This window comes from Streptomyces sp. NBC_01622, assembly GCF_045209635.1.
Classification (GTDB): Bacteria; Actinomycetota; Actinomycetes; order Streptomycetales; family Streptomycetaceae; genus Streptomyces.
The window spans coordinates 632,855-659,246 of record NZ_CP109293.1 but is presented as its reverse complement, the minus strand read 5'-3'; the positions used below and the strand labels follow the sequence as shown (position 1 = coordinate 659,246).

At 70.4% G+C, this 26,392-nt stretch carries 26 protein-coding genes; 9 read left to right on the top strand and 17 right to left on the bottom strand.

Going from position 1 to position 26,392, the window contains the following annotated elements; translation table 11 throughout:
* Positions 1 to 3: 3 nt before the first annotated feature.
* Positions 4 to 1,299 (top strand): amidohydrolase family protein, encoded by a 1,296-nt coding sequence (locus OH768_RS02950; protein ID WP_406449697.1) that lies wholly within the window; start codon positions 4 to 6, stop codon positions 1,297 to 1,299.
* Positions 1,296 to 2,024 (top strand): enoyl-CoA hydratase-related protein, encoded by a 729-nt coding sequence (locus OH768_RS02945; RefSeq protein WP_406449695.1) that lies wholly within the window; start codon positions 1,296 to 1,298, stop codon positions 2,022 to 2,024. The genes OH768_RS02950 and OH768_RS02945 overlap by 4 nt, the downstream gene beginning before the upstream one ends.
* 60 nt (positions 2,025 to 2,084) lie before the next feature.
* On the opposite strand, the gene OH768_RS02940 is transcribed toward OH768_RS02945, so the two are convergent.
* Positions 2,085 to 3,062: an enoyl-CoA hydratase/isomerase family protein gene (locus tag OH768_RS02940; RefSeq protein WP_406449693.1), complete on the bottom strand. Its 978-nt coding sequence runs from the start codon at positions 3,060 to 3,062 to the stop codon at positions 2,085 to 2,087.
* 70 nt (positions 3,063 to 3,132) lie between these two features.
* On the opposite strand from OH768_RS02940, the gene OH768_RS02935 reads away from it, so the two are divergent.
* Both OH768_RS02935 and OH768_RS02930 read left to right on the top strand, forming a co-directional pair.
* Positions 3,133 to 4,167 (top strand): CoA transferase, encoded by a 1,035-nt coding sequence (locus tag OH768_RS02935; protein ID WP_406449691.1) that lies wholly within the window; start codon positions 3,133 to 3,135, stop codon positions 4,165 to 4,167.
* The gene (locus OH768_RS02930; RefSeq protein WP_406449689.1) at positions 4,161 to 5,411 is read left to right on the top strand and encodes an amidohydrolase family protein; all 1,251 of its coding nucleotides are present in this window, start codon (positions 4,161 to 4,163) and stop codon (positions 5,409 to 5,411) included. The genes OH768_RS02935 and OH768_RS02930 overlap by 7 nt, the downstream gene beginning before the upstream one ends.
* A 3-nt stretch (positions 5,412 to 5,414) precedes the next feature.
* Here the strand turns inward: OH768_RS02930 and OH768_RS02925 are convergent, their stop codons facing one another.
* From OH768_RS02925 to OH768_RS02875, 11 genes are all read right to left on the bottom strand, one after another.
* Positions 5,415 to 6,140 carry an SDR family NAD(P)-dependent oxidoreductase gene (locus OH768_RS02925; RefSeq protein ID WP_406465118.1) on the bottom strand — a complete coding sequence of 242 codons (726 nt, stop codon included), beginning with the start codon at positions 6,138 to 6,140 and terminating at the stop codon, positions 5,415 to 5,417.
* A 46-nt stretch (positions 6,141 to 6,186) separates the two neighbouring features.
* On the bottom strand, positions 6,187 to 7,335 hold the full coding sequence (locus tag OH768_RS02920; RefSeq protein ID WP_406449685.1) for an acyl-CoA dehydrogenase family protein: 1,149 nt from the start codon (positions 7,333 to 7,335) through the stop codon (positions 6,187 to 6,189).
* An 11-nt stretch (positions 7,336 to 7,346) separates the two neighbouring features.
* Positions 7,347 to 8,498: a thiolase family protein gene (locus OH768_RS02915; protein ID WP_406449683.1), complete on the bottom strand. Its 1,152-nt coding sequence runs from the start codon at positions 8,496 to 8,498 to the stop codon at positions 7,347 to 7,349.
* Entirely contained in the window at positions 8,498 to 9,328 is an 831-nt protein-coding gene (locus tag OH768_RS02910) for an enoyl-CoA hydratase/isomerase family protein (protein ID WP_406449681.1), read from the bottom strand. Before OH768_RS02910 ends, OH768_RS02915 begins: the two co-directional genes overlap by 1 nt.
* Entirely contained in the window at positions 9,325 to 10,524 is a 1,200-nt protein-coding gene (locus tag OH768_RS02905; protein ID WP_406449679.1) for a CaiB/BaiF CoA transferase family protein, read from the bottom strand. Before OH768_RS02905 ends, OH768_RS02910 begins: the two co-directional genes overlap by 4 nt.
* Before the next feature lies 1 nt (position 10,525).
* Complete coding sequence (locus OH768_RS02900; protein WP_406449677.1) at positions 10,526 to 12,109, bottom strand: FadD3 family acyl-CoA ligase; 1,584 nt, start codon at positions 12,107 to 12,109, stop codon at positions 10,526 to 10,528.
* Between the two features lie 15 nt (positions 12,110 to 12,124).
* Positions 12,125 to 13,264, bottom strand: coding sequence for an acyl-CoA dehydrogenase family protein (locus tag OH768_RS02895; RefSeq protein WP_406449675.1), 1,140 nt, complete (start codon positions 13,262 to 13,264; stop codon positions 12,125 to 12,127).
* On the bottom strand, positions 13,261 to 14,232 hold the full coding sequence (locus tag OH768_RS02890; protein ID WP_406449673.1) for an acyl-CoA dehydrogenase family protein: 972 nt from the start codon (positions 14,230 to 14,232) through the stop codon (positions 13,261 to 13,263). The genes OH768_RS02895 and OH768_RS02890 overlap by 4 nt, the downstream gene beginning before the upstream one ends.
* 2 nt (positions 14,233 to 14,234) lie before the next feature.
* Complete coding sequence (locus OH768_RS02885) at positions 14,235 to 15,035, bottom strand: enoyl-CoA hydratase/isomerase family protein (RefSeq protein WP_406449671.1); 801 nt, start codon at positions 15,033 to 15,035, stop codon at positions 14,235 to 14,237.
* A gap of 82 nt (positions 15,036 to 15,117) precedes the next feature.
* A complete protein-coding gene (locus OH768_RS02880) occupies positions 15,118 to 15,972 on the bottom strand; it encodes a FadR/GntR family transcriptional regulator (RefSeq protein ID WP_406449669.1) in 855 nt (284 codons plus the stop codon).
* Positions 15,973 to 16,027: 55 nt separating this feature from the next.
* Entirely contained in the window at positions 16,028 to 16,198 is a 171-nt protein-coding gene (locus OH768_RS02875) for an Arc family DNA-binding protein (protein WP_406449667.1), read from the bottom strand.
* Between the two features lie 28 nt (positions 16,199 to 16,226).
* Between OH768_RS02875 and OH768_RS02870 the strand changes: the two genes are divergently transcribed.
* Positions 16,227 to 17,393, top strand: a complete 1,167-nt coding sequence (locus tag OH768_RS02870; protein ID WP_406449665.1) for an RNA-guided endonuclease InsQ/TnpB family protein — start codon at positions 16,227 to 16,229, stop codon at positions 17,391 to 17,393.
* 65 nt (positions 17,394 to 17,458) lie between these two features.
* Here OH768_RS02870 and OH768_RS02865 read toward each other — a convergent pair whose 3' ends face one another.
* Both OH768_RS02865 and OH768_RS02860 read right to left on the bottom strand, forming a co-directional pair.
* Entirely contained in the window at positions 17,459 to 18,226 is a 768-nt protein-coding gene (locus OH768_RS02865) for an SDR family NAD(P)-dependent oxidoreductase (RefSeq protein ID WP_406449663.1), read from the bottom strand.
* Positions 18,227 to 19,393, bottom strand: coding sequence for an acyl-CoA dehydrogenase family protein (locus OH768_RS02860; protein WP_406449661.1), 1,167 nt, complete (start codon positions 19,391 to 19,393; stop codon positions 18,227 to 18,229).
* A 134-nt stretch (positions 19,394 to 19,527) separates the two neighbouring features.
* Here OH768_RS02860 and OH768_RS02855 point away from each other — a divergent pair, with 134 nt between their 5' ends.
* From OH768_RS02855 to OH768_RS02845, 3 genes are all read left to right on the top strand, one after another.
* Entirely contained in the window at positions 19,528 to 19,911 is a 384-nt protein-coding gene (locus OH768_RS02855; protein ID WP_406449659.1) for a DoxX family protein, read from the top strand.
* The gene (locus OH768_RS02850; protein WP_406449657.1) at positions 19,908 to 20,375 is read left to right on the top strand and encodes a peroxiredoxin; all 468 of its coding nucleotides are present in this window, start codon (positions 19,908 to 19,910) and stop codon (positions 20,373 to 20,375) included. The genes OH768_RS02855 and OH768_RS02850 overlap by 4 nt, the downstream gene beginning before the upstream one ends.
* Before the next feature lie 64 nt (positions 20,376 to 20,439).
* A complete protein-coding gene (locus OH768_RS02845; protein ID WP_406449655.1) occupies positions 20,440 to 22,791 on the top strand; it encodes a SpoIIE family protein phosphatase in 2,352 nt (783 codons plus the stop codon).
* Positions 22,792 to 22,800: 9 nt separating this feature from the next.
* On the opposite strand, the gene OH768_RS02840 is transcribed toward OH768_RS02845, so the two are convergent.
* Together OH768_RS02840 and OH768_RS02835 are read right to left on the bottom strand one after the other, a co-directional pair.
* Complete coding sequence (locus OH768_RS02840) at positions 22,801 to 23,235, bottom strand: cupin domain-containing protein (RefSeq protein WP_406449653.1); 435 nt, start codon at positions 23,233 to 23,235, stop codon at positions 22,801 to 22,803.
* Between the two features lie 98 nt (positions 23,236 to 23,333).
* Positions 23,334 to 24,164 (bottom strand): aldo/keto reductase, encoded by an 831-nt coding sequence (locus OH768_RS02835; RefSeq protein ID WP_406449651.1) that lies wholly within the window; start codon positions 24,162 to 24,164, stop codon positions 23,334 to 23,336.
* A 159-nt stretch (positions 24,165 to 24,323) separates the two neighbouring features.
* On the opposite strand from OH768_RS02835, the gene OH768_RS02830 reads away from it, so the two are divergent.
* The gene (locus OH768_RS02830; RefSeq protein ID WP_406449649.1) at positions 24,324 to 25,298 is read left to right on the top strand and encodes a TauD/TfdA dioxygenase family protein; all 975 of its coding nucleotides are present in this window, start codon (positions 24,324 to 24,326) and stop codon (positions 25,296 to 25,298) included.
* Positions 25,299 to 25,306: 8 nt separating this feature from the next.
* On the opposite strand, the gene OH768_RS02825 is transcribed toward OH768_RS02830, so the two are convergent.
* Positions 25,307 to 26,335, bottom strand: coding sequence for an LLM class flavin-dependent oxidoreductase (locus OH768_RS02825; RefSeq protein ID WP_406449647.1), 1,029 nt, complete (start codon positions 26,333 to 26,335; stop codon positions 25,307 to 25,309).
* Between the last annotated feature and the right edge of the window lie 57 nt (positions 26,336 to 26,392).

Below are 26,392 nucleotides of genomic sequence, written 5' to 3'. Positions count from 1 at the left end.
GTCATGGACCGCGACGACCTCATCCTCATCAGCGTCGACGACCACATCATCGAGCCGCCCGACATGTTCGTGAACCACCTGCCCGAGCGCTACAAGAAAGACGCGCCCCAACTGGTGCACAGGGACGACGGAACCGATGTATGGCAGTTCCGCGGTGTCACCATCACCAACTCGGCACTCAACGCCGTGGCCGGCCGGCCCAAGGAGGAGTACGGCGTCGAACCGCAGGGTCTCGACGAGATCCGCCCCGGCTGTTACGACGTGCACGAGCGGATCAAGGACATGAACGCGGGCGGCATCCTCGCCCAGATGAACTTCCCGTCCTTCCCCGGCTTCTCGGCCCGCCTCTTCGCCACCGAGGACGCCGACTTCTCCCTCGCGCTCGTCCGGGCCTACAACGACTGGCACATCGACGAGTGGTGCGCCGCGTACCCGGGCCGCTTCATCCCGATGGCGCTGCCCGCCATCTGGGACGCGGAGCTGTGCGCGGCCGAGGTGCGCCGGGTCGCCGAAAAGGGCGTGCACTCGCTCACCTTCACCGAGAACCCCGCCGTCCTCGGCTACCCGAGCTTCCACGACCCGTACTGGAACCCGCTGTGGCGCGCGCTCTCCGACACGGACACCGTCATGTCGGTGCACATCGGCTCCTCCGGCAGGCTCGCCGTCCCGGCCGCCGACTCGCCGCCCGACGTGATGATCACGCTCCAGCCGATGAACATCGTCTCCGCCGCCGCAGACCTGCTCTGGTCACAGCCGGTCAAGCAGTTCCCGAATCTGAAAATCGCCCTCTCGGAAGGCGGAACGGGCTGGATCCCGTACTTCCTGGAGCGCCTCGACCGCACCTTCGATATGCACTCGACCTGGACCCTCCAGGACTTCGGCGGCAAGCTGCCCTCCGAGGTCTTCCGCGAGCACTTCCTGACCTGCTTCATCACCGACAAGCTGGGCGTACGACTCCGCCACGACATCGGCATCGACAACATCTGCTGGGAGGGCGACTACCCGCACAGCGACTCCCTGTGGCCGGACGCCCCCGAGCAACTGCACGACGTGCTGTCGAGCTGCGACGTCCCCGACGACGACGCCCGGAAGATCACCTTCGAGAACGCGATGCGCTGGTACTCCTTCGACCCCTTCGCCCACATCCCGCGCGAGCAGGCCACCGTGGGCGCGCTGCGCAGGGCGGCCGAGGGCCACGACGTCACCACCCGGTCCCGCAGTCACCAACTCATCGAACCCGCCGAGAAGTTGGAGGCGTTCCGCTCCAAGGCCCGGGCGGCCGTGGCGGCGGCCCGATGAGCGACCTGGTCCTGACGGAACGGGTCGGTGCCGTCCTGGTGGCGACCCTGAACCGTCCCGAGGTCCGAAACGCCATGAGCCCGGAGCTGATTGACGATCTGTCAGATGTGCTGCGGGAGGCGGACGCCGACCCGGCGGTCCGGGCGATCGTCCTCACCGGCGCCGGAACGGTCTTCTGCTCCGGCATGGACCTCAAGGCGTTCGCGAAGGGCGGCGGCAGGTTCGACGGCCTGGTGTGGTTCTTCCGCGAGGGCATCGCCACCCCGGTGATCGCCGCCCTCAACGGCTCGGCACTCGCCGGCGGCTTCGAACTCGCCCTGGCCTGCGACCTGGTGGTCGCCGCCGAGGACGCCAAGCTGGGGATCGCCGAGGTCAAGCGGGGCCTGTTCGCGGCCGGCGGCGGTACGACCCTCGCCGAGCGGGTGCCGCTGGCCGTCGCCCTGGAGATGGGGCTGACCGGCGAGCTCGTCACCGCGACGGACGCCAAGCAGTTCGGCCTGGTGAACCGAGCCGTACCGGCCGAGAAGGTGCGGGAGACAGCGCTGGCCCTGGCCCGACGCATCGCCGAGAACGGCCCTCTCGGTGTCGCGATGACGAAGAAGCTGATGCGGGAACGCCGTTGGGCCGAACCCGCAGAGGTCGAGTCGGTGTTCAGGAGCGCCGACGCGGCGGAGGGGGCACGGGCCTTCGCCGAACGTCGTAGCCCTGTGTGGACCGGGAAGTGACCGAACTCCGGTGTCTTCGACGACCACTTCCGGCGGCTGTCGGAGACGCCGGAGTGAAGCTCAGGAGCGGACCGCTTCCTGAGGGTCGGCAGTCACGTCGTCGTCGATGTCGCTGATCTCGTCGACCAGCCCCCAGCGCAGTCCCTCTCCGGCGTTCAACTCCGCCCCTGACAGGGCGAGATACGTCGCCCGCTCCCGGCCGACCCGGGCCGGGATGCTCGCCGTGCCGCCCGCACCAGGAATCAGCCCCATCCCGATCTCCGGCAACCGGATCACCGTGTCCGGCGCGGCGACCACCCGCCCCGCGAAGGCGGCGAGTTCGATCCCCGCGCCGACACAGGCGCCGTGCAGATGCGCGGTCACGCGCGGAGCGCACCGGTGCAGCAGTGCGGCCGGACTGCGCTGGACCCGCACCAGATGGGCCCGCGCCGGATCACGGGACGTACCGAACTCGGCGAGATCGCCCCCGCTGCAGAACGCGGGACCGTTGCCGTAAAGGTCGACGCGGGTGATCGACGGGTCGGCCACGGCCACCTGAAGCGCCTCGCACAGCGCGTCCCGCGTCGCCGCGTCGAACGCGTTGCGCACCCAGGGCCGGTCCAGCGTGATGGCCAGCCGGGAACCGTCGCGACCGAGCCGTACGGGAGTCTCGGCCGGGCGGTGCGTACGCCTGGGAGCGGCGGCCAGCCAGGACCGGAAGTCCGTTCCGCCCTGCAGCGTCGAATAGGCCAGGGATTCGAGAACCAGCCTGTCCGGGACCGAGATCCCGCTGCCCATCCGCAGTACCTGGACCAGCGCGACGGCCGCGGCGGGCCGACTCTCGACGATGTGCCCCAGCTCCCGAGCCGTGGCATGCGGATCCGCACACCACACCCACGGGTAGGGCGCATCGGGGACACCGGTGAGCAGTACGTCGTATCCGTCGACCGCGTCCCTGGGCTCCGCGGCCACGCCGATCACGACCCGGTCCCGGTCATGGACTCGCGCTTCCCGCACGGGAGCGCGGTCGAGGTCGACGATCACGAGGGGTGACTCCACGGTGATCTCCCTCCAGGCGTGGACCGGAGTGTAATTTGAGATCACCTGTGGAGAGAAGGGGGTTCGACTCATGGAGAATCGCGCTCTCCGCACCTGGATGGACACTGTCGAGCCGTACGTGGCCCCCCTCTCGGACGTCGCTCGCTCATTCACCGTCCTGACGGGTGTGCGGGTGGATCTGCCGAGCGCACTGTTCCTCCGTGCCCAACTGGCCGGTCTGGAACGCCCGGGCAGGATCTCGGCCAACGGCTCCTGCCACCTCCTCCGAGCCGCCGACGGCTGGACCGCCGTGAACCTGGCTCGCCCCGACGACCTCGCCGCCGTACCCGCACTGCTGGCACTGCTCGGCTCGCCGGACGAGTCCGCGGGCCTGCCTACGGCCGTGCAACGGGTCACGGCTGCCGAAGTGGCCGAGGCCGCGCAGCTGCTGGGCATCGCCGCCGCGGTACCCGGATCGGTGACCCAGGACGCACGGCCTGCGGTACGCGCCGAGCGGTGGGGCGAGCGGCGTGTGCGGGCGATGGCCGATCTGCGGATCGTCGACTTCTCCGCACTCTGGGCGGGGCCGCTGTGCGCCCGGCTGCTGGGGCTGTCGGGCGCGCGGGTCGTCAAGGTGGAGAGCGCGACGCGACCGGACGGCGCGCGCCTGGGGACACCGGCCTTCTACCGCTGGCTGCACGACGGGCACGACAACGTCGTCGTGGATTTCGCCCCCGGTGCGCTGGAGGAGCTCGTCGCCGAGGCCGACGTCGTCATCGAGGCCTCGCGACCGCGCGCGTTGCGCCGACTCGGGCTCCGGGCCGAGGAGTTCCTCGCCGCCCGCCCCGGCCGGGTCTGGGTCGGCATCACCGGTTACGGACGCGAGAACGACCGTATCGCTTTCGGAGACGACGCTGCCGTCGCCGGTGGTCTGACCGGCGTCGACCCGAACGGTGACCCCGTCTTCCTCGGTGACGCGCTCGCCGACCCCGTCACCGGCGTGTTCGCCGCCCACGCCGCGGCCCGTTCCCTCGCCGGGGGAGGCGGAGAACTCCTCTGCGTCTCCATGGCGGCCTGCGCCGCGACCCTCGCCGACGCGCCCACCCGGGTCCGCCTGCCGTGCTGATCAGAAACGTGGAGGTGGCGGGCCACGCGGCGCCGGTGGATGTACGGATCGCGGGCGGGCGGATCGCCGAGATCGGGCCCGGGCTGCCGGGGCGGGGTGATGTCGAGGGTCGGGGCGGTGCGTTGCTGCCGGGGCTGCACGATCATCACGTCCACCTCGCGGCGCTGGCCGCCGAAGCCGCCTCCGTGCGCGTGGGGCCGACGGACGTACGAGACCGTACGGCGTTCGCGGCGGCCTTGGCGACTGGGCCGCCGGGGGAGTGGGTGCGGGCCGTCGGCTACCACGAGGGCGTCGCGGGGGAGTTGGACCGGTGGATCCTGGACGCGCTCGTCCCCGATCGACCGGTGCGGGTGCAGCACCGCACCGGCGCGCTCTGGGTGTGGAACAGCGCCGCGCTCCGGGCGGCCGGACTGGACGGCGACGGACGGTTCTGGCGCGAGGACGAGCGGCTGCGCGGGTTCGTGCCGCCCGTACGGCTGGATCTGGAGGGTGTGGGGCGACGGGCGGCGGCACTCGGCGTCACGGGGTTCACCAACGCCGACCCGCACCCGGCCGGCGGACTCACCCAGATGCTGTCGGTCCTCCCGCAACGGCTCCTGGTGATGGGCGTCGACGAACCCGTGAAGTTGATGCTCGACGACCCGACCCTCCCCACTCCCGCCCAACTCGCCCGCACCATAGGGGAGATCAGGCCCAGGCCGGTCGCGGTGCACTGCGTGACCCGGGTGCAGTTGCTGGTGACGCTGCTCGCCCTGGACGAGGTGGGCCCGGCCGACCGCGACCGCATCGAGCACGGCTCGGTCATCCCGGCCGAGACGATCCCGTGGCTGCGACGGCTTGGGGTGACGGTGGTGACCCAGCCCCACTTCCCCGTCGAACGGGCCGCCGCGTACGCCACTGACGTGGACGCCGACGACCGCCCCCACCTCTACCGCTGCCGCACCCTGACCGAGGCCGGCATCCCCCTCGCCGCGGGCACCGACGCGCCCTACGGCACCCCGGACCCCTGGGCCGTCATGCGGGCGGCGACCGAACGGGACGACGGCGAGCGGCTCCAACCCGAGGCGGCGCTACGGCTGTTCACCGGAGAGCCCCAACACCCCGCCCGGACAAGGAGGGTGGCGGTAGGTGCGGTCGCCGACCTGTGCCTGCTCCACGTACCGCTGCGCGCGGCCCTCGACGCGCTGTCCGGTGAACTGGTCCGCGCCGCATACGTGTCGGGCCGCCGTATCGCGCCCGCGTGACCTCTACACGCTGTAGCCGCCGTCAACTCCCAACGCCTGCCCGGTGATGAATCCGGCCCGGTCCGAGGCGAGGAACGCGACCGCCTCCGCGATGTCCGTGGCATCGCCGAAACGGCGCATCGGAATATTGCGCCGGGTGACGGCCAGCGCGTCCTCGTCGAGTTCGCCGGAGCTGATCAGACGGCCGGCGATACCGTCGTTGAGCATGCCGGGCGCCACACAGTTCACGCGGACGCCGTAGCGGCCCTCCTCGGCGGCCAGCGCCCGGGCCACCGCCTCGACCGCGCCCTTCGCCCCCGACGACAGCCCGTCCCGTACCGGGAAGCGGCGGGTGGCGACGGTCGTCACGGCTACGATGTTGCCCCGGCTCTCGCGCAGCAACGGCAGCGCGGGATGGACGAGGTTGAAGAACGCAATGGCGTCGCCCTCGAGTTGGGTGCGGTACTCGCTCGGTGTCACCCTGCTCAGGTGCCTCATCGGCACGTGCGGGCCCGCCGCGTACACGAGCGTGTGGAGGCCGCCGCTCACCTCCGCCACGGCCTCGGCCGTGGCGGACTCGTCGGTCAAGTCCAGCCTTGTCGACCGCACTTGACGGCCCAGCTTCCTCACCTCGGCGGCGAGGGCGTCCGCCGCCTCCTGGTTGGCCCGGTAGGTGAGGACGATGTCGCTGCCGCGCTCGGCGAGGAGTCGTACGACCGCCGCCCCGATACCGCCCGAGCCGCCCGCCACGAACGCGACACCTGGTCTGCTGGAGAAGTCCGGCACCGTAACCGCCTCACAATCCGAGGGACTTGGCGATGATGACCTTCATGACCTCGCTGGTTCCGGCGTAGATGCGGGTGATGCGCGCGTCCGCGTAGAGCCGGGCGATGGGGTATTCCAGCATGTAGCCGTAGCCGCCGAACAGTTGCAGACAGCGGTCGACCGCGCGGGCCTGCATCTCGGTGCAGAACAGCTTGACCTTGGCGGCGTCGGGTCCGCTCAGTTCGCCGTCGACGAGTTCGAGGACCGCCCGGTCCAGCATGGCCTGCGCGGCCTCGATCTCGGCGGCCACCGCGGCGAGTTCGAACTTGGTGCTCTGGAAGGAGGCGACCGGTTTCCCGAACGCCTTGCGTTCCTTGACGTAGGCGATCGTCGTGTCCAGGGCCGCCCGCGCCTGCGCGACCGAACCCACCGCCACCGTCATCCGCTCCTGCGGCAGGTTGTGGCCGAGATAGCCGAACGCGGCACCCTCCTCGCCGAGCCGGTTGGCGACCGGGACGTGCACGTCGTCGAAGGCCAGCTCCACCGTGTCCTGCACCTTGATGCCCAGCTTGTGCAGCACCCGGCCCCGCGTGAATCCGGGCAGGCCGTCCTCGACGACCAGCAGGGTGAGCCCGGCGCGGCGGTTGTCCGGGTCGGTCGACGTACGGGCCACGACGATCACCAGGTCGGCGAGGAGCCCGCCGGTGATGAAGGTCTTCGCGCCGTTGAGAATGTACGAGTCCCCGTCACGCACGGCGGTCGTGCGGATCCCGGCGAGATCCGAGCCCGTGCCCGGCTCGGTCATCGCGATGGCCGTCAGCAGCGTCCCGGAGGCCAGGCCGGGGAACCAGCGTTGGCGCTGATCCCGGTCGGCGTAGGTGAGGAAGTACGGCAGGACGACGTCGAGTTGGGTGCGGACGGTGCCCAACGTGACCAGGGCGCGGGCGGCTTCCTCCTGGAGGACGACGTTGTAGCGGTAGTCGTCGAGGCCCGCTCCGCCATACTCCTCGGGGATGGTCATGCCCAACAGGCCCAGCGAGCCCAGCTGTTCGAAGAGTGTGCGGGGGAGTCGGCGGGTCTCCTCCCACTCGGTGTAGTGCGGGACGACCTCCTTGGCGATGAAGTCCCGGGCGAGCCGGCGGAATGCCTCGTGGTCGTCGGTGAAGACGTCTCGGCGCACAACAACCCCTGTCAGGAAACGAGTTCGACGACGGTGGCGTTGGCGGTGCCGCCGCCCTCGCACATGGTCTGCAGGCCGTAGCGGATCCCGTGGTCCCGCATGTGGTGGAGCATGCGGGTCATCAGGACGGCGCCCGACGCGCCGAGCGGATGTCCGAGCGCGATGGCGCCCCCGAGCGGATTGAGGAGGGCCGGGTCCGCTCCGGTCTCGGCCAGCCAGGCGAGCGGGATCGGCGAGAAGGCCTCATTTACCTCGAAGACGCCCACTTCGGAAAGTGCCACTCCGGCCCTGCGGAGCACCTTCTCGGTCGCCGGGATCGGCCCGGTCAGCATCAGGACCGGATCGGAACCGGTGACCACGCCCGCCCGGTAGCGCGCGATCGGCGTCAGCCCCAGCTCACGGGCCCTCTCCGGGGTGGTCACCAGCAGGGCCGCCGCACCGTCGGAGATCTGGGAGGAGTTGCCCGCGTGGATCACCCCGTCCTCCTGGAAGGACGGTTTCAACTTCGCGAGAGTGGCGCTGCTGGTCCCTCGCCGTATGCCTTCGTCCACGGTCACCGTGCCGCCCGCGTCGTCGGTCACCGGCACGATCTGCGCGGCGAACGCCCCGCCGTCCTGCGCGGCCGCCGCCCGCTCGTGCGACAGCGCGGCGAAGTCGTCGAGGACTCCCCGGCCAAGGCCCCACTTCCGCGCGATCAGCTCGGCCGAGACACCCTGGTTGAAGGAGAAGAAGTCCTCGTAACGGGCGAGGACTTGGGGGCCGTACGGCATTCCGCCGGCCCGCGAGGCCCCGAGGGGTACTCGGCTCATCACCTCGACGCCGCCCGCCACCACGACGTCCTGCTGACCGGACATGACCGCCTGGGCGGCGAAGTCCAGGGCCTGCTGGCTCGATCCGCAGGCCCGGTTCACCGTGGTCCCCGGGATGGTCTCGGGCCAGCCGGCGGCCAGCACCGCGTAGCGGCCGATGTTGCTCGACTGGTCGCCCAGCTGGCCCACGCAGCCCCACACCACGTCGTCCACCACCTCGGGATCCAGCCCCGTACGGTCGACGAGGGCCCGGAGGACGACGGCGGAGAGGTCGGCCGCGTGCACGCCGGCGAGACCGCCGTTCCGTTTGCCGACGGCGGTGCGGACCGCCTCCACCACGACTGCCTCACGCATCACGTGTCCCCTCCTCCGTTGCTCCCTTTCGGCGCCGCGGTTCGCGGAACCGCCCAGCGGCCGGTGTAGCGCGGTGCGCGCCGCTCCGTGAACGCGGCATACGCCTCCGGGACGTCGCCCGTGGCGAAGTTCATGGCCTGGGCCCGCGCCTCACCGGCAAGGGCCTCGCGCAGAGTGCGATCGGCGTTCTCGTTGAGGAGCGCCTTGTTCTGCGCGAGGGCGACCGGGGCTCCGGCGACCAGCCGGGCGGCCAGGTCGTCCACGAAGGCGTCGATCTCGTCGGCGTCCACGACCCAGGTCACCAGGTTCAGTGCGTGGGCCTCCTCGGCGTCGATCGTCTCCGCCAGCAGCGCCAGCCGTTTCGCCTGCTGCAAACCCAGCAGCTTCGGCAGCAGCCAGGAGCCGCCGCAGTCCAGGGACAGGGCACGGCGGGCGAAGATCTGCGAGAACGTGGTTTCCGGAGTCGCGACGACGAAGTCGCAACCCAGGGCGAGGTTCCAGCCCGCGCCGACCGCCACGCCGTGCACCTTGGCGATCGTGGGGATCGGCAGCTCGTGCAGCAGCAGTGTGACCTCGCTCAAGGTCCGCATCCGGTACAGCGGATGCTCGCCGCTGACACCCTTGCGGATGTCGGCCCCGGAGCAGAACGCGCCACCGGAACCGGTCAGCACCAGCGCACGCACCGCACGATCGCCGCCCGCCGCGGCCAGCGCCGTTCGCAGGGCCTCCCACAGATCGGCGTCGATCGCGTTCTTGCGCTCCGGCCGGTTCAGCGTCAGCGTCCGAACACCGTCGGCGTCGCTCGTCAGAAGTACCGGCGGCCCGCTCATCGCACCGCTCCCTGTGCCCGGAGAACGGCGATCTCCTCGACCGCGAGGCCGAGTTCGGCGAGTATGGCGTCGGTGTGCTGGCCGAGAGCGGGAATCGCGCCCATCGGCGGGTCGTACCCGGCGATGACCGGGGGCGGCAGCAGCGCCGGCACCGGACCGGACGGCGTGTCGATCTCCCGCCACCGGTTCCGCGCCCGCAGATGCGGATGGGCGATGACGTCGCTGGTCGTGTTGTAGCGGGAGTTGCCGATGCCGGCCGCGTCCGCGCGATCCTGTACGTAGGCGAGGTCGTGCCGTGCGCACCAGGCGCTGATCTCCGGCTCCAGCAGGGCGCGGTGTTCCACCCGTCCCGCGTTGCTGCGGAAGCGGGCGTCGTCCGCGAGATCGGGCCGGTCGAGCAACTCCCTTGCCAGGCGCTGCCATTCACGGTCGTTCGTCGTCCCGAGGATCACGGTGTGGCCGTCGGCGGTGCGATGGGCACCGTACGGTGCCACGGCGGGCGAACTCAGACCGAGCGGCTGCTGCTCGACACCGGAGTGGCGGGTGTAGGTGAGCGGATAGCCCATCAGTTCCGTCATCGTGTCGAACAGGCTCACCGCGACGGACGAGGCCGCCGGTCCCACCCCGCGCTCCCTGCCGAACAGCAGCGCGAGGACCGACAGCGCGGCGTACAGGCCGCTGCACACGTCGGCCATCGGCGGGCCGGGTTTGGCCGGTGCTCCCGGGTGCCCGGTCACCGCGCAGGCGCCCGACTCGGCCTGCACGAGCAGGTCGTAGGCCCGCTTGTGGGAGAGGGGGCCGCCGGGGCCGTAGCCGTCGATCTCGACGGCGATCAGTTCCGGGTGACGGGTCGTCAAGTCGTTTGGGGAGAGGCCGAGTTTGGCCGTGGTGCCGGGCGTCAGATTGGAGACGAGGACGTCGGCGCGCTCCAGCAGGCGGTGCAGGACTCCCATGCCGCCGGGCGTCTTCAGGTCCAGGGCCACCGACTCCTTGCCCCGGTTGACCCAGACGAAGTGCGCCCCGAGTCCCTTGACGACGTCGTCGTAGTGGCGGGCGAAGTCCCCGCCCTGGGGGTTCTCCACCTTGATCACGCGGGCGCCGAAGTCACCGAGCGTGCGGGTGCACATGGGAGCGGAGATCGCCTGCTCCAACGCGACCACAGTGATTCCGGCCAGCGGCCCGGTCGTTGTCGTCATCTCAGCCCGCGGTCGTGAAAGTGGCACGGAGTTCGTCCTTCAGTACCTTCTGGCTTGCGTTGCGCGGGAGTTGGTCGACGAAGCGGACGTGGCGGGGCACCTTGAAGTTGGCCATGTGCTCCCGGGCCCAGGCGATGACGTCGGTCTCGGTCGGGGTGTGTTCCGGAGGCGCGACCACGAAGGCGCAGCCGACTTCGCCGAGGCGTTCATCGGGAACGCCGATCACGGCGACCTGCTGGACGCTCGCGCAGCCGAGAAGCAGCTTCTCGATCTCCGCCGGATAGGCGTTGAAGCCGCCGACGATGTACATCTCCTTCTTGCGGTCGACGATGGCGAGGTTGCCGTCGTCGTCGAGCCGTCCGATGTCCCCGGTGTGCAGCCAGCCCTCGGTGTCGATCGTCGAGGCGGTGGCGTCGGGGTCGTCCCAGTAGCCGCGGGTGACGTTGTAGCCGCGCACGAGGATCTCGCCGTCGAGTCCGATCGGGACGTCGAGTCCGTCGTCGGCGACGATCCGGACCTGGACACCCGGAATGGCGCTTCCCGTGGTGTGGGCGACCGTTTCTTCCGAGTCTCCGAGCCGGGTCGTGGTCACCAGCGCCGTGGACTCGGTGAGGCCGTAGGCACTCATCACGATGTCGAACGACAACTCCGTTTTCATGGCGCGGATCAGCGATTCCGGGATCGTCGTACCGCCCGTCATGGAGACCCGCAGCGAGCTCAGGCTGTGGGTGGCGCGGGCCGGGTGGTTGACCAGGTCGTGGAAGATCGTCGGCGGGCCGAGGAGGATGCTCACCCGCTCCCGGGCGATGAGGTCCAACGCCCGCCCCGCGTCGAAGACGGCCATGGGGATGACGGTCACCCCGTGCATGAAGGAGGCCAGCCACCCCGCCTTGTATCCGAAGCAGTGGAAGAACGGCGGGATCACCAGGAAGGTGTCGGAGGCCCGGAACGTGTACTCCTCGGCCATCCACCCATAGGCGCGCAGGGACTGGCCGTGCGTGAGCATCACGCCCTTCGGATGGCCCGTCGTGCCGGACGTGAACATCACGTCGGACACGTCGTCCGGCGTCAACCGGTCGATCGACTCATGGGCGGCGGAGGTGGAAACGCCTTCTCCCGCGCCGAGAAAGTCGTTCCATGACCGATCGGCCGTCCCCTGCGGACCGAGAACGGACACCGTCTTCTGCAGCGCAGGCAGTCCCGGATCGGCCTTCCGCAGTTCGCCGACGTAGTCGTTCCCGAGGAAGGGCGAGGCGAACACGGCGGCCGCCTCCGACTTCCGCAGGATGTACGAGATCTCCTGCGCCTTGAACCGCGTGTTGAGCGGCACCAGTACGCCTCCGGCGCTGTGGATGCCCAGCGCGGCGAAGATCCACTCCGCCGAGTTGGGGGCGCACAGCCCGACCCGGTCCCCGGGCTTGATGCCGAGCGCGATGGTGGCACGGACCGCGCGGAGCATCTGCTCCTCCAACTCCCGGAACGTCCACCGGCAGTCCCCGTCGATGAGTGCCGTGGCGCCCCCGAAGCGTTCGGCCGCCAGCCTGATGACGTGGGGGATGCTCAGGAATTCGTCGTCGTAGCACATCAGTTGGCTCCAGGGCTAGCCGTTCGAGGGGAGATGCAGGATCCGCTTGGCGATGATGTTCCGCTGGATCTGGGAGGTGCCGCCGTAGACGGAGGCCGCACGGGAGTAGAGGTAGTCGCCGAACAACTCGCCGCCTTCCTCGGCCAGTTCGGCCGGGAACACCTCAAGTGCCGTGTCGTAGAGCCGCTGTTCGGTCCTTGTCATCAGCAGCTTGTCCACGGAGGACTCCGGTCCGGCGACCTGCCCGGCGAGGCGCTCGGCGGTGCGGCGGCGGGCGTGCGCCACCAGCACCTCGTAGTCCACGACACACCGGCCGATCCGCGACAGCAGCCCGTCGGGCAGACTGCCGCCCCGCTCGGCGGCATGACGCCGCAGCCGCTCGACCAGCAGCCCGTACTTCGAGATGTGCCCGGTGTCGAGAGCGTTGCGCTCGTACGACACCGTCGTCATCGCCAGCGCCCAGCCGACGCCCTCGGCGCCGACACGCTCGGACTCCTCGACGCGGACGTCGTCGAGGAACAGCTCGCAGAACTCGTCGTCGCCGTTGGCCGCGCGCAGCGGACGGACCGTCACGCCGGGGCGGTCCAGGGGCAGGACGAACGCCGAGATCGACTTGTGGGCCGGTGCCGAGCGGTCCGTGCGGGCCAGCAACAGGCACAGGCCGGAGTACTGGGCGTAACTGGTCCACAGCTTCTGGCCGCGGACCGTGTAGTGGCCGTCGTGCCGTTCGGCGAAGGTGCTCATGCCCGCCAGGTCGGAGCCGGCTCCCGGTTCGCTGAAGCCCTGGCACCACACCGCGTCACCTGCCAGCATCCGTGGCAGGAACCGCAGTCGCTGTTCCTCCGAGCCGAACTCCAGGAGGGCGTGGGCGAGATAGCCGATCCGGGGGACGCCCGGGGCCCGGCAGGCGCCGAGTTCGTCACTGATCGCGACCTGGTGCAGCGCGGTCAGTCCCCGGCCGCCGTAGCGCTCGGGGACATCGAGGCCGACCCAGCCGCCCGAGTGCAGCAGCCGGTGCCAGCGGTGCAGGAAGACCGGTACCGGTTCGCCCGACTCCCGTTCGGGAAGCGGGTGTTGGGCCAGCCAGGCACGGAACTCGTGGCGCAGTCGGTCGAGGTCGGCCGGGTCGCCGAAGTCCAGCGGGGTGTCGGTCATCGCGGCACCTCCGGTGCGGCCAGTGCGGGGAGCAGGTCGTCCGTCGTTGCCAGCAGCGTCGCACCCAGCCGCACCTTGCGCAGATACAGATGCGCGATGTGCTCCCAGGTCTGGGCGATACCGCCGAAGACCTGCATCCCGGCGTACACCGCCTCCAGCGCCGAGGAGTTGGCCTCCGCCTTGGCGACGAGCGCGGCCGTCAGGGCCCGCTCCGGTGGCTCGTTGTCCAGACACCAGGCCGCGTAGCGCGTGACACTGGTGCCCGCCTCCACCAGGACCGTCGCGTCGGCGAGGAGATGCTGTACGGCCTGGAAGGAGCCGATCGTCCGTCCGTACTGGCGGCGGACGCGGGCGTACTGGACCGCCTGCTCCACGAACGAGCCCGCCGCGCCGACGAGTTCGGCGGTCACGACGACGAGTGCGTAGGCCTGCCATCGGAGTCGGTCCGGTGCCGTGAGACGGCCGACGGTCTCCACGGGAGTGTCTGCCGGGACAGAGCGGATGGTGCGCAGCAGGTCCGTGCTCGGTGCCGCCGGGCCCAACTCGACCCGGGTGACCGTCCCGTCGGTGGTGACGCAGAGTGCGCTGTCGGCGCCCTCGCAGTCCCAGGCGACGAGATCCGCCAACTCCGGTCCGGGAAAGCGGAGTTCGCGGGTGAGCGCGACGGTGGGCATTCCCTGCGAGGTGTCGTCGCCGAGCAGCCGGAGCAGCTCCGGAGCGAGCAGGACCGTACCGAGCAGGGACGTGGTGAGCGGGTGACGGCCGTGTTCCTCCGCGAGCAGTGCGCACTCCTGCGCGGTCGCCGCCGGGGGAGAGGTGCGCCGTAGGTCTCTCAAACCCATGTCGTCCAGGGCCCGTTGGGCTGCTGCTCGGGTCGCCGGCTTCACCTCGTCCGCCGAGGTCACGCCGTACCGGGGTGCGAGCGAACGCACCGTCTCGCGGACGAGGACGAACTCCTCGCGCTCCACGCTCAGCGCTCCTCAGGGGGGTTCGCGCGCCGCTCGGCGCGGGCCGCGAGGTCGGTGATGATGCGGATGTGGTCGGGGTTGGTCATCGTGGCCCGCTCGGCCATCAGGGCCGCCTCCATGCCGCCGCGCGAGACCTGCTCGACGACGGCGGCGAGGGCCAGCTTGGTGGCGCGGAGGGCTTCTGCGGGCTGGGCCGCGAGCCGGTGGGCCAGGGCGAGCGCCTCGCGCATGAGGTCGTCGGGCGGGACCGTGCGGTTGGCGAGACCGAACTCGACCGCCTTGGCGGCGGGGATGCGGTCCCCGGTGAAGAGGTACTCCTTCACCCGCAGCAGGCTGGTGAGCAGCGGCCACAGGGTGACTCCGCCGTCGCCCGCCACCAGGCCGACCGACACATGCGGGTCCGCGAAGTAGGCGTCCTCGGCGATCAGTACGAGATCGCAGGCCAGGGCGAGGCTGCAACCCAGGCCCACCGCAGGGCCGTTGACGGCGGCGATCACCGGCAGCGGGAAGCGGATCATCTCGGTCTGGATGGTGCGGTCGATACGGATGGACCGCTCCCGCAGCTCCGGGTCGGTGTGGTGCCGTAGGAGGTGGTCGAAGTCGCCGCCGGCGCTGAACGCCCGTCCCGCGCCGGTGAGGACGACGGCCCGGGCCTTCGTGTCGTCCGCCAGTTCGCGCCACACCTCCGACAGTCGTCGGTGCAGTTCCTCGGAGACGCCGTTCAGCCGGTCGGGGCGGTTCAGGGTGACGACGCGGACGTCTCCGTCGGCGGCCACGGTCAGCACGGAACTCACCTTGCTCATACCGCGATGGTATTAAAGGTCAGACCGATACTGTCAATGGTGTTGCACAAAGAAGAGAATCACATTCTCATCCTCGATAGGGTCAGTTCTCCGGATCGGCCAGCTCCACGCCGTCCCGGCTGTCCACCTCGGCCGCCGCCCGGGCGAAGCCGCACACATGGCGTGTCATGCGGCGCATCGCCGCCTCGCTGTCACCGTCCCGGATGGCCTCGGTGATCCGGGCGTGCGCACGGGCCGTGAGCTTGCGGATGTCCGCGTCCATGAACTGCTCGATGTCGGTGGCCGCGTGGATCGACTGCGAGAGAGCGCTCATGAACCCGATGAGAAGCTCGTTCTCACCGGCCCTCGCCACGGCGTTGTGCCAGTGGATGTTTGCGCGCAGGAACCGCTGGATGTCGTCCCCCGCCGCGACGAGCTCCGCGTGCGCGTCGTCCAGCTCCGCGAGGTCCGCGTCCGTCCGGCGCCTGGCCGCCAGCGCCGCGCACGCCGGCTCGATCGCCTCCCGGGTCTCGTGCAGGTCCTCCAGCCGGATCCGCTGCCCCCGGATCACCAACTGCACCGTATTGGCGAGCGATTCACGCCCCGGCCGGTGCACGAAGGCACCGCCCCCGCGCCCCGGCCGGATCTCCAGGAGCCGTTCGACCTCCAGGACGCGCAGCGCCTCGCGCACCGTCGCCCGGCTCAGCCCCGTCTGTTCCACCAGTTGCCGTTCCGGCGGCAGCGCCATGCCCTCCGTGAACTCCCCGGAGAGGATCCGCTCGCGCACCTCCGCCGCCAGCACGTCCGACGCCTTGGGAACCGTGAGCGTGTCGAAGTGCGGCCGGGGCTCACCGGCCGCGGCGCGCCCCCGGCCGTTGCGGGAAGGGTGTTCGGCGCTCTGCACAGGTTCGGGCCTCTCGTCGCAGGCCGCGCTCGTCGGCCTCTTTGGCTGAACCATTCAACACAGCACCCGTGCTGGGTGCCACCGGATACCTCCGAGGATGCCCCGGCCTTCAGGATCGATGTCGGGGCGATTCGGCGTCCGCAACGGTGGCGTCGCGCTCGCCCTCAAGCCGGTAGACGATCTCGGAGTTGAGAGACCTGCGGGCGGACTTGGCCTGAGCGGTGAGCCACCGGTGCAGTTCCGTGGGAAGTCTGAGCGTGATCTTTGTTTCTTCATCCATGCCCCTAGCGTAGTTGTAGAGTGGTGGCATGACGACCCTGGAGGAAGCCAAGGATGCCGGACGTGCCCGGTACACTTACCGGCTCCGCGTGTCGTCGACCGCCCGCACCGCGCTGGAGGCTGAGTGGGCGCGCTGCCGGTGGATCTGGAACGAGTGCTGCGCCCGATCGAAGAAGGCGTATGCCGACGAGGAGAAGTGCGGCCCGGCCCGCCTCGACAAGATGCTGACCGAGGCCCGCACCGCGAACGCGTGGCTGCGCGAGGGCAGTTCGGTACCGCAGCAGCAGGTCATCCGCGACTTCGCCAAGTCCCGCGCCAAGGCCCTGAAGGACATCAAGGCCCGGCTGCCACAGCACCAGCGGGCCGGGATGCCGAAATGCAAGAAGAAGCATGCGGCTGACCCGACGCTGAACTACACCCAGCGCGGGTTCCGGCTCAAGGACGGCCGCCTCCATCTCGCGGGCGGGATCGTGCTGAGCGTGGTGTGGTCACGGGAATTGCCCAAGCCGCCGTCCTCCGTCAGGGTCTACCGCGACAGCCTCGGCCACTGGTACGCCTCGTTCGTCGTGGCGACCACCACCGAGACCCTGCCTGCCACCGGCCGGGTGGTCGGCATCGACTGGGGAGTGAAGGAAACCGCGACCACTACCAGCGACGCCCACGACCTCCCGCATCCCGAGCACGGCAAGACCGCCACCGCCCGCCTCGCCCGTCACCAGAAGCAGATGGCCCGCCGCCGTGCCCCCAGAGGCAAGCCGCAGTCCAAGGGCTACCGGCAGGCACAGGCTCAGGCCGCGAAGGTCCACAAGAAGGCTGTCCGGCAACGGCAGGACACCGCCCGCAAGTGGGCCAAAACCATCGTCCGCGACTTCGACCAGCTCGCGGTCGAGGATTTCCGCCCGAAGTTTCTGGCGAAGTCCACTATGGCCCGCAAGGCGGCGGACGCCGCGATCGGCACGACGAAGACGGCCCTGCTGGACATGAGCCGCAAGCACGGCCGGACCGTGCACCTCGTACACCCCGCGCACACCACCATGGACTGCGCGCAGTGCGGAGCGAGAACCAAGCACGCACTACCGCTGTCGGAACGTACCTACATCTGCACCGAGTGCGAAACCGTGTCCCCCAGGGACAAGAACTCCGCCCTCGTGATGCTCGTCCGGGCTGGTCTCAACCCGGCGGTGCTGATCGTGTAAGAGCTGCCGGACCGCCGGTCCACAGCCAACGTGAGCCAGGAATCCCCCTTTAGCCGGGGGAGGTTTCAAATCACCATGCCGCCGTCCACCGGCAGCACCTGACCGGTGATGAAGGAGGCCGCGTCCGAGGCGAGGAACACGAAACTGCCCGCGATCTCCGCCGGCTCCGCCCACCGGCCCAGCGGAATCCGGGCGAGCATCTGGGCCGCGAACTTCTCATTGGTGCGGAGGGTCTCCGTCATGGGTGTGGCCGCCAGCGGGGCGAGCGCGTTGACCAGCACCCGCCGTCGCGCCAGTTCGCGGGCCAGGGACTTCGTCAGCCCGATGATTCCGGCCTTCGCGGCGGAGTAGTTGACCTGCCCCAGCGTGCCGACCAGGCCCGCCGACGAGGTGACGTTGATGATCCGCCCCTTCCCGTCGTCCGGCAGGAACGGCAGCGCGGCCTGCGCGCAGTGGAAGGTGCCCATGACGTGGATGTCGAGGACCCGCCGGAACGCCTCCTCCTCCAGCTTGTCGAACATGGCCGGCGCGATGACCCCGGCGTTGTTGACCAGGATGTGCAGCGTCCCGTCGGCGAGCGCCGCCGCGCGCGCCACGGCCGTATCGGCGGCGGACCGGTCCCGTACGTCGAGGGCGGCGCTGTCCGCCGTCAGGCCCGCCGCGCTGATCTTCCCGGCGACGGCCGCGGCGGCCGACTCGTCGACGTCGGTCACCAGCACCGCGGCGCCCGCGCGGGCCAGCGCCTCGGCGACCGCGGAACCGATGCCGCCCCCGGCGCCGGTGACCAGTGCCGACCGGCCCGTGAGGTCGAACAGCCCTGTGCTGTCGGTCATTCAGTAGCTCCTCGGGAGTCCCAGCGTGTGCGATCCCAGGTAGTTCAGGATCATTTCCTGGCTGATCGGTGCGATGCGCATCAGACGGGCCTCGCGGAAGTAGCGGGCCACGGCGTACTCCTCGGAGTAGCCCATGCCCCCGTGCGTCTGCACGGCCCGGTCGGCGGCCGTGAACCCGGCGTCCGCGCACAGGTACTTGGCGGTGTTCGCCTCCCGCCCGCAGGGCCTCCCGTTGTCGTACAGCCAGGTCGCCTTGCGCAGCACGAGTTCGGCCGCGTCGAGGCGGGCCAGTGAGTCCGCGAGGGGGAACTGGATGGCCTGGTTCATGCCGATCGGGCGGCCGAAGACGATGCGCTCCTTGCCGTACTGGACGGCCTTGTCGAGTGACGCCCGGCCGATGCCGAGCGCCTCGGCGGCGATCAGCATGCGTTCCGGGTTGAGGCCGTCGAGGAGGTGGCGGAAGCCCTGGCCCTCCTCGCCGACGCGGTCCTCGACCGGGATGCGCAGGTCGTCGATGAAGAGCTCGTTCGAGGTGACGGCGTTGCGGCCCATCTTCGGGATGGGGCGGATGTCGATGCGGTCGCGGTCGATGTCCGTCAGGAACAGGGTCATCCCGTCGGTCTTCTTGGTGACCTCGTCGGCCTTGCTGGTGCGGGTCAGGAGAAGGATCTTCTCCGACTCCATCGCCTTGGAGATCCACACCTTGCGGCCGTTGACCACGTAGTGGTCGCCGTCCCGTCGCGCGTACGTCGTGATGCTCGCGGTGTCGAGTCCGGCACCCGGTTCGGTGACGCCGAAACAGACGTGCAGGTCGCCGTTGGCGATGCGCGGGAGTGTCCGGCGCTTCAACTCCTCGGAGCCGTGCACCACGACGGGATGCATGCCGAAGATGGACAGATGGATGGCGCTGGCCGCGTTCATGCCGCCGCCCGACCGCGCCACCTCCTCCAACAGGAGGCTGGCCTCGGTGATGCCGAGGCCGTGGCCGCCGTACTCCTGCGGGATCGTGATCCCGAGCCAGCCGCCGCCCGCGACGGTCTCGTAGAACTCCGTCGGGAACTCGTGTGCCTGGTCCTTCTCCATCCAGTACTGGTCGTCGAAGTCGCGCAGCAGTCCGGCGACCGACTTGCGGATCGTTTCCTGGTCCTCGGTCAGTTCGAAGTCCATGCACGGACCCTTCTCCGGTTCCGGCTGCGAAACATATCAAAGGTCAGACCGAAGCAGTAGAGGTCTGGCGGCAGGCGGTCGGTGGCGGCCTACCGTCGAGTAATATCGCGCGGCAGGCCATCGGAGGAGGAACCGTGTCACGGTCCGAACGCTCGTCGCTGCTGCTCGCCGGACTGCTGGCGAGCGCGGGGGTCGCCCACTTCGCCTCGCCGAAACAGTTCGACGCGACGATCCCGCGCGCCCTGCCGGGGTCGCCGCGGACCTGGACGTACGCGAGCGGTGCCGTCGAACTGGCGCTGGCCGCCGGGATCGCCGTGCCGCGCACCCGGCGGACGGCCGCACTGGCCGCGGCGGCGTTCTTCGTGGGCGTGTTCCCGGCCAATGTGCAGATGGCGCTGGACTGGCGGGACCGTCCGGCCCCGCAGAAGGCGGCGGCCCTGGGACGACTGCCCCTGCAGATACCCCTCGTGCTGTGGGCCCGTAGTGTCGCGAAGAACAATGGGGAGGGACAGTCATGACAGGACGCCCGAACGTCGGCGACAAGGTCGAGGACTTCACACTGCCGGACGAGACCGGCGCGGAACGCGGCCTCACGGAACTGCTCGCCGAGGGGCCCGTGGTGCTCTTCTTCTACCCGGCCGCCCTGTCCGCCGGCTGCACCGCCGAGGCCTGCCACTTCCGTGATCTGGCGGCCGAGTTCGCGGCCGTCGGTGCCCGGCCCGTCGGTATCAGCGGCGACACGGTCGACAAGCAGAAGGAGTTCGCCGGGAAGAACACCCTCGGCATGCCCCTCCTCTCGGACGTCGACGGGACGATTCGGGAGCGGTTCGGGGTGAAGCGCGGGTTCTCGCTGGCACCCACCAAGCGGGCCACCTTCGTCATCGGCGAGGACCGCACGATCCTGGAGGTCGTCTCCAGCGAACTCCGGATGAACACCCACGCCGACCGCGCCCTCGCCGCACTTCGCGCCCACCGGAAGTGACACAGGGGCCGCAAATGCCGTATCGCGGTTGATGCGGTGCGGTACAGGGACCATCCTGGACGATATGGAGCAGGTCTCCGCCGCGGCGGTCATCGATGCCCGGGGCATCGTGACGGGGTGGAGCGAGGGTGCCCGGACGCTGACGGGATACCCGGCCGAGGAGGCCGTGGGCCGGTCGGTGGGGGCACTGCTCGCCGAACCCCCTTCCGCCACGTCCGTGGCCGCACTGGCCGGCCCGGTGGTTCTACGGCACCGGGACGGCTCCCTGCTCCTGCTCACCGTGCGGGCCTGCGCGGTGCTGGGCGCGGACGGGGCACCGGACGGATACGTCCTCACCGCCGAACCGCCCGCCGAACCGCCCGCCGACCCCGGCCCCACCCTCGCCGAGCAGGCCTTCCAGCAGGCGTCGATGTCACTGTCCGTCTTCGACACCGGGCAGCGCTATCTCCGCGTCAACGACGTCGCCTGCCGCGTGATGGGAGTACCGGAGGATGCCCTGATCGGCCGGTTCTTCCCGGAGAGCGTCGAGGACGTCGAACACAGCAGGGGCTTCCTCCACAACCTGCGCCAGGTGGTCGAGACGGGCAGACCGGTCCGCTACGACAGCTGGGCGGGCGCCCCCGCCCTGAACCGGGAGCACGCCTGGAGCATTGAGATGTGGCCGCTCAGGGATCCCTCCGGGGAGCTGACGGCGGTCGCCCTCGCGGCGTTCGACAGCACCGAGCAGTACCTCGCCCGACAGCGGCTGGCCCTGCTGAACGAGGCGGCGACCTGCATCGGCACCACCCTCGACGTGGTGCGCACCGCCGAGGAACTGGTCGAGCTGCTGGTCCCGCGCTACGCCGACTTCGCCAGCGTCGACCTGCTGCCGTGGGTGCTCGGCGCCGACGAACCGCCGCAGGCCCCGGACGGGGAGATCGTGCTGCGCCGCGTCGCCCACGGTTCCGTCACGGAGGGCGCGCCGGACGCCGCCGTGCACCTCGGGCAGGCGGACGTCTACCCGCTTTCCTCGCCGCCCGTGCGGGCCCTGCGCGAGGGCCGGGCGGTGCGCGGCCAGGCGGGCGAACCCGACTTCGTCCGCTGGGTGGAGGACCGCAACGCCCGCTCTCCCGAAGGCCGTTCGCACCGCGAGGGCGTCCACTCGATGATCGCGGTGCCGTTGCGGGCGCGCGGCACGACCCTCGGCGTCGCGGTGGCCGTCCGCATGGCGCACCCGGACGACTACGCGGAGGACGACGCCGTACTCGCCGAGGAGTTGGCCAGCCGGGCCGCCGTCTGCATCGACAACGCCCGCCGCTTCGCCCGCGAACGCAGCACCGCACTGGCCTTGCAGCACACCCTGTTGCCCCGCGGCCTGCCGGGACAGGCCGTGGTCGAGGTGGCGCACCGCTACCGGCCCTCCGGTTCACTCGCGGGCATCGGCGGCGACTGGTTCGACGTGATCCCGCTGTCCGGCAGCCGGGTCGCCCTCGTCGTCGGCGACGTCGTCGGACACGGCATCGCGTCCTCGGCGACCATGGGCCGCCTCTGCACGGCCGTCCGCACGCTCGCCGACGTGGACCTGCCGCCCGACGAACTCCTCACCCACCTCGACGACCTGGTCACCCATCTTGCGTCCGACGACACCGGCGACGAGGTCGCGGAACTCGGCGCGACCTGTCTCTACGCCGTCTACGACCCCGTCTCGCGCCGCCTCACCCTGGCCGCCGCCGGGCATCCGCCGCCGGCCCTCGTCCTGCCCGACGGGACCTCGAGCCTCGTCCCCATGACCGCGGGACCACCCCTCGGAGTCGGCGGACTCCCTTTCGAGGCCGTCGAGTTGGAGCTGCCCGAGGGCGCCGTCGTCGCCCTGTACACGGACGGTCTGATCGAGGACCGGGACCGCGACGTCGACCACGCCACCGCCGAACTGTGCCGCGCGCTCACCGCGTCCGCCGAGTCCCTGGACGCGCTGTGCGACTCGGTGCTGAAGGCCGTGATGCCGGAGGAACCGAGCGACGACGTGGCCCTGTTGCTGGCGCGCACCCGCGCGCTGGGCGGCGACCGGGTCGCCACCTGGGACATCGAACCGGACCCCGCGCGCGTGGCCGGGGCCCGGCAGGCCGCCACCGAGCAACTCGCCGCGTGGGGACTGGAGGAGGAGGCCTTCGTCACCGAACTCGTCGTCAGTGAACTCGTCACCAACGCCATCCGCTACGGCCAACCGCCCATCCAGCTCCGCCTGATCCGCGACCGCGCCCTCATCTGCGAGGTCTCCGACGGCAGTTCGACCTCACCGCATCTGCGCCGCGCCCACGCCTACGACGAGGGCGGACGCGGACTTCTCCTCGTCGCCCAGCTCACCCAGCGGTGGGGGAGCAGGCAGACCGGCAGCGGCAAGACGATCTGGGCGGAGCAGCCGCTGCCGCCCGACTGACGGGACCGCTCACTCGAAGGGGCAGCCGGGGTTCGGCGCGTCCTCCGAGAACGGCGATCCGTGCGGCAGGATGTACAGCACGTCCAGGACGAGCGGGGTCTTCCCCAGGTTGCGGCCGATGTGCACGTTGCCCGCCCCGGCGGGCTCCTGGATGGTGCTGCCCTGCCGGTACACGCCGTCGGAGGCGCAGCTGGAGTCGAAGTGGCTGAGCGTGCCCTGCTTGACGATTCCGTACAGGGGGCCGTCGTGGTAGTGCCAGCCGGTGGCCTGGCCGGGCGGAATGGTGATCTCGCGCACCGTGTAGTCGGTGTCGCCGATCGTGGTCTGGCTGATCAGCTTGGCGGTGACGCCGGGCCCGGCGGGGGTCGCCTGGGCGGTGCCACCGGCCAGCAGGGCGGCGGTGGCCACCGCTCCGGTCACGGCGGTACGGAACGCGGTGCGCATACGGGAACCTTCCGGTGAGATCTTGAGCCTCAGCCGTGAACATAGAGGCAGGGAAGGCGAGTTGGGGGTGGAAACACGCAACTTCCACCCCGGGACTCTCAGAATTCCTCGTGCGTTTCCGGGTCCCCGCCCAGGCGCTGCGGGGTGTGGTCGGAGAGGGCGGCGAGCTGGGCCGGGCCGAGTTCGAAGCCGAAGATGTCGAGGTTGGCGTGCTGCCGTTGCGGGTCGGCCGACTTGGGGATCGGGACCGCCCCGAGCTGGGTGTGCCAGCGCAGCACCACCTGCCCCGGCGTGACGCCGAATGCCTCCGCGACCGTTACGACGGTCGGGTCGTCGAGCAGCGCGGAACCGCGTCCGAGAGGGCTCCAGCTCTCGGTGAGAACGCCCTTCTCGACGCCGAAGGCACGCAGTTCGTCCTGCGGGAACAGCGGATGCAGCTCGATCTGGTTGACCGAGGGCAGCACGCCGGTCTCCTTCTCCAGCCGCTCGATGTGCCCGGGCGTGAAGTTGGAGACGCCGATCGACCGGACGAGACCTTCCTCGCGGAGCTTGATCATCGCCTTCCACGAATCGACGTACTTGCCCACGCGGGGCAGCGGCCAGTGGATCAGATACAGATCCACGTACTCCACGCCCAGCCGCGCCCGGGACTCCTCGAAGGACGCGAGGGTCTCGTCGTAGCCGTGGTGGCGGCCCGGCAGCTTCGTCGTCACGACGATCTCCTCGCGCGGCACACCGCTGCGCGCGATGCCCCGGCCGACGCCGGTCTCGTTGCGGTAGTTCGTCGCCGTGTCCACCAGGCGATAGCCCATGCGCAACGCGCCGTCGACGGCCTCCTCGGCCGTCGCGTCGTCCATCGGCCAGGTGCCCAGGCCGATGGCGGGGAGCTTCGTTCCGTCGTTGAGCGTGTGCGTCGGGATGCTGATCACGACCGACCTTCCCTTGACTGTGCGGTACAGCCAGTATGGGCGCCCGGGAGCCCTGTCGCCTCGCGCGGTGATGGCTGTCACGATCTTCTTGAACCCGGTACGACCTGGGTACGACCCGGTGGGCACGACCGGCCGAGCAGGTACGACGACGGAGCGCGCATGACGACGGACAGCGGTACGACGGACGAGGCCGTGCGGGTGGACGGCATGGAGGTGAAGCCGGCCGCCGGGCACATCGGGGCCGAGATCACCGGTGTCGATCTGGCCGGTGAACTCGACGACGCCGTGGTGGCCGCGATCCGGGCGGCGGTGCTGCGCTGGAAGGTCGTGTTCTTCCGGGACCAACGGCTCGATCATGCCGGGCATGTGGCGTTCGCGCGCAGGTTCGGCGAACCGGTCGTGCTCGGCCGTCGCGGCAGCGCCTCACCGGCCGGCTTCCCCGAGGTCGAAACGACCGCCGACCGGCTGGAGTTGGGCGGCCGGTTCGGCATGGAGCACGAGGAGTGGCTGGAGCGGCGCCGGCACACCCTGCTGCGCGGCTGGCACTGCGACCACGGCGCCCGTATCGACCCGCCGACCGCGACGATCCTGCGCGCGGAGACCGTCCCGCCGTACGGCGGCGACACCACCTGGTCGAACCTGGCCGCCGCCTACGCCGGACTGTCGCAGCCGGTACGGGAGTTCGTGGACGGACTGCGGGCCGAGCACCGGCTCGGGGTCGGCTATCAGCCGCGTCCCGGCGACGACGCGTACGTGCGCCATCTCCTGGACCACCAGGTCGCCTCGGTGCACCCGCTGGTACGGGTGCATCCCGAGACGGGGGAGCGGGTGCTGTTCGTCAACGGGTACTACCTGGAGCAGATCACCGACGTCTCCCGCGCGGAGAGCGCCGCGATCCTGGAGCTGCTGCTCGCGCAGGCGACCAGGCCCGAGTACACCGTCCGCTTCCGCTGGGAGCCGGGCAGCGTGGCCTTCTGGGACAACCGGGCCACCATCCATCTCGCTCCCAGCGACAACGTCCACCTCGGTTTCCCCCGGACCATGCACCGGGTGATGCTCACCGGCGACATACCGGTGGGCGTCGACGGCAAGCCTTCGGAGCCGATCGTGGGCACCGAGCCCGGTCGCTGGTGAGATCGGGGTCAGTCGGCGGCCCGCCAGCCGAGTGCCGGTCCGAGCTTGGTCGCCATGTCCGTGAGGATCTGCACGTAGTCCTCGTGCTCGAAGGTGAACGGCAGCGCGAACGCCACCTCGTCGATCTCCCTGAACGCGGCGTGCGCGTCCAGGAGTTCGGCGATCTCCTCCGAGGTGCCGACGATGTCCGGCGCGAACATCAGCCGGGCCGGGCCCTGTGGTGACGTCGTACGGGGCGCGCGTTTGCGGGCGAACTCCTCGTACTTCGCCCGCTGTTGGGGCGACGCTGAGTCGGTGGGGATCACGACCAGCCCCTGGGAGACGCGGGCGGACTCCCCGTCCGGGTGGTGGGCGCGGAACGTGCGGATGTGGGAGAGCTGGATCTCCGCGAAGTCCCTTGACGCGTCCGGCCCTTCGGCCTTGACGACGCTGCTCGTCAGGAAGTTCATACCGTGCTCGCCGGCCCACTTCGCCGAACTCGCGCTGCCGCCGCCGTACCAGAGGCGACGGCCCAGACCGGGGGAGTGCGGCTGGACCCGGTCGGAGAACACCTCGAAGCCCTCGACGCCGCTGAAGTCGGTGGCCGGCTTGCCACGCACGAAGTCCACGAGCCGCCGCACCCGCTCGTAACTGAAGTCCTCGGCGTCGCCCGTGTCGGGGTACAGCGCTTCCCTGACCTGGTCGTAGTGCATCGGCGGGCCGACGCTGACGCCCGGGTTGATCCGGCCCCCGGAGAGGATGTCGACGGTCGCCAGGTCCTCCGCCAGCCGCAGCGGGTTCTCCCAGCCGAGCGGGATCACCGCGGTGCCGAGTTCGATGCGGCTGGTGCGCTGCGAGGCCGCCGCCATGATCGCGACGGGGGAGGAGATGCCGTACTGGAGATGGCGGTGGCGCAGCCAGGCGCTGTCGAAGCCGAGCCGTTCGCCGAGTTCGATGATCTCCAGCGTCGACTCGTGGCCCCGGCGCGGATCGGCCTCGTCGAAGAGGCCGATGGTCAGGAAGCCCAGCTTGCGCAACGGGCGTGAGGTGGGCGGCACGGGCTCCTCCGGCGGTCGTACGTCAGTTCTGTTCTGTCCCGATTGTGGCAGGTGAAC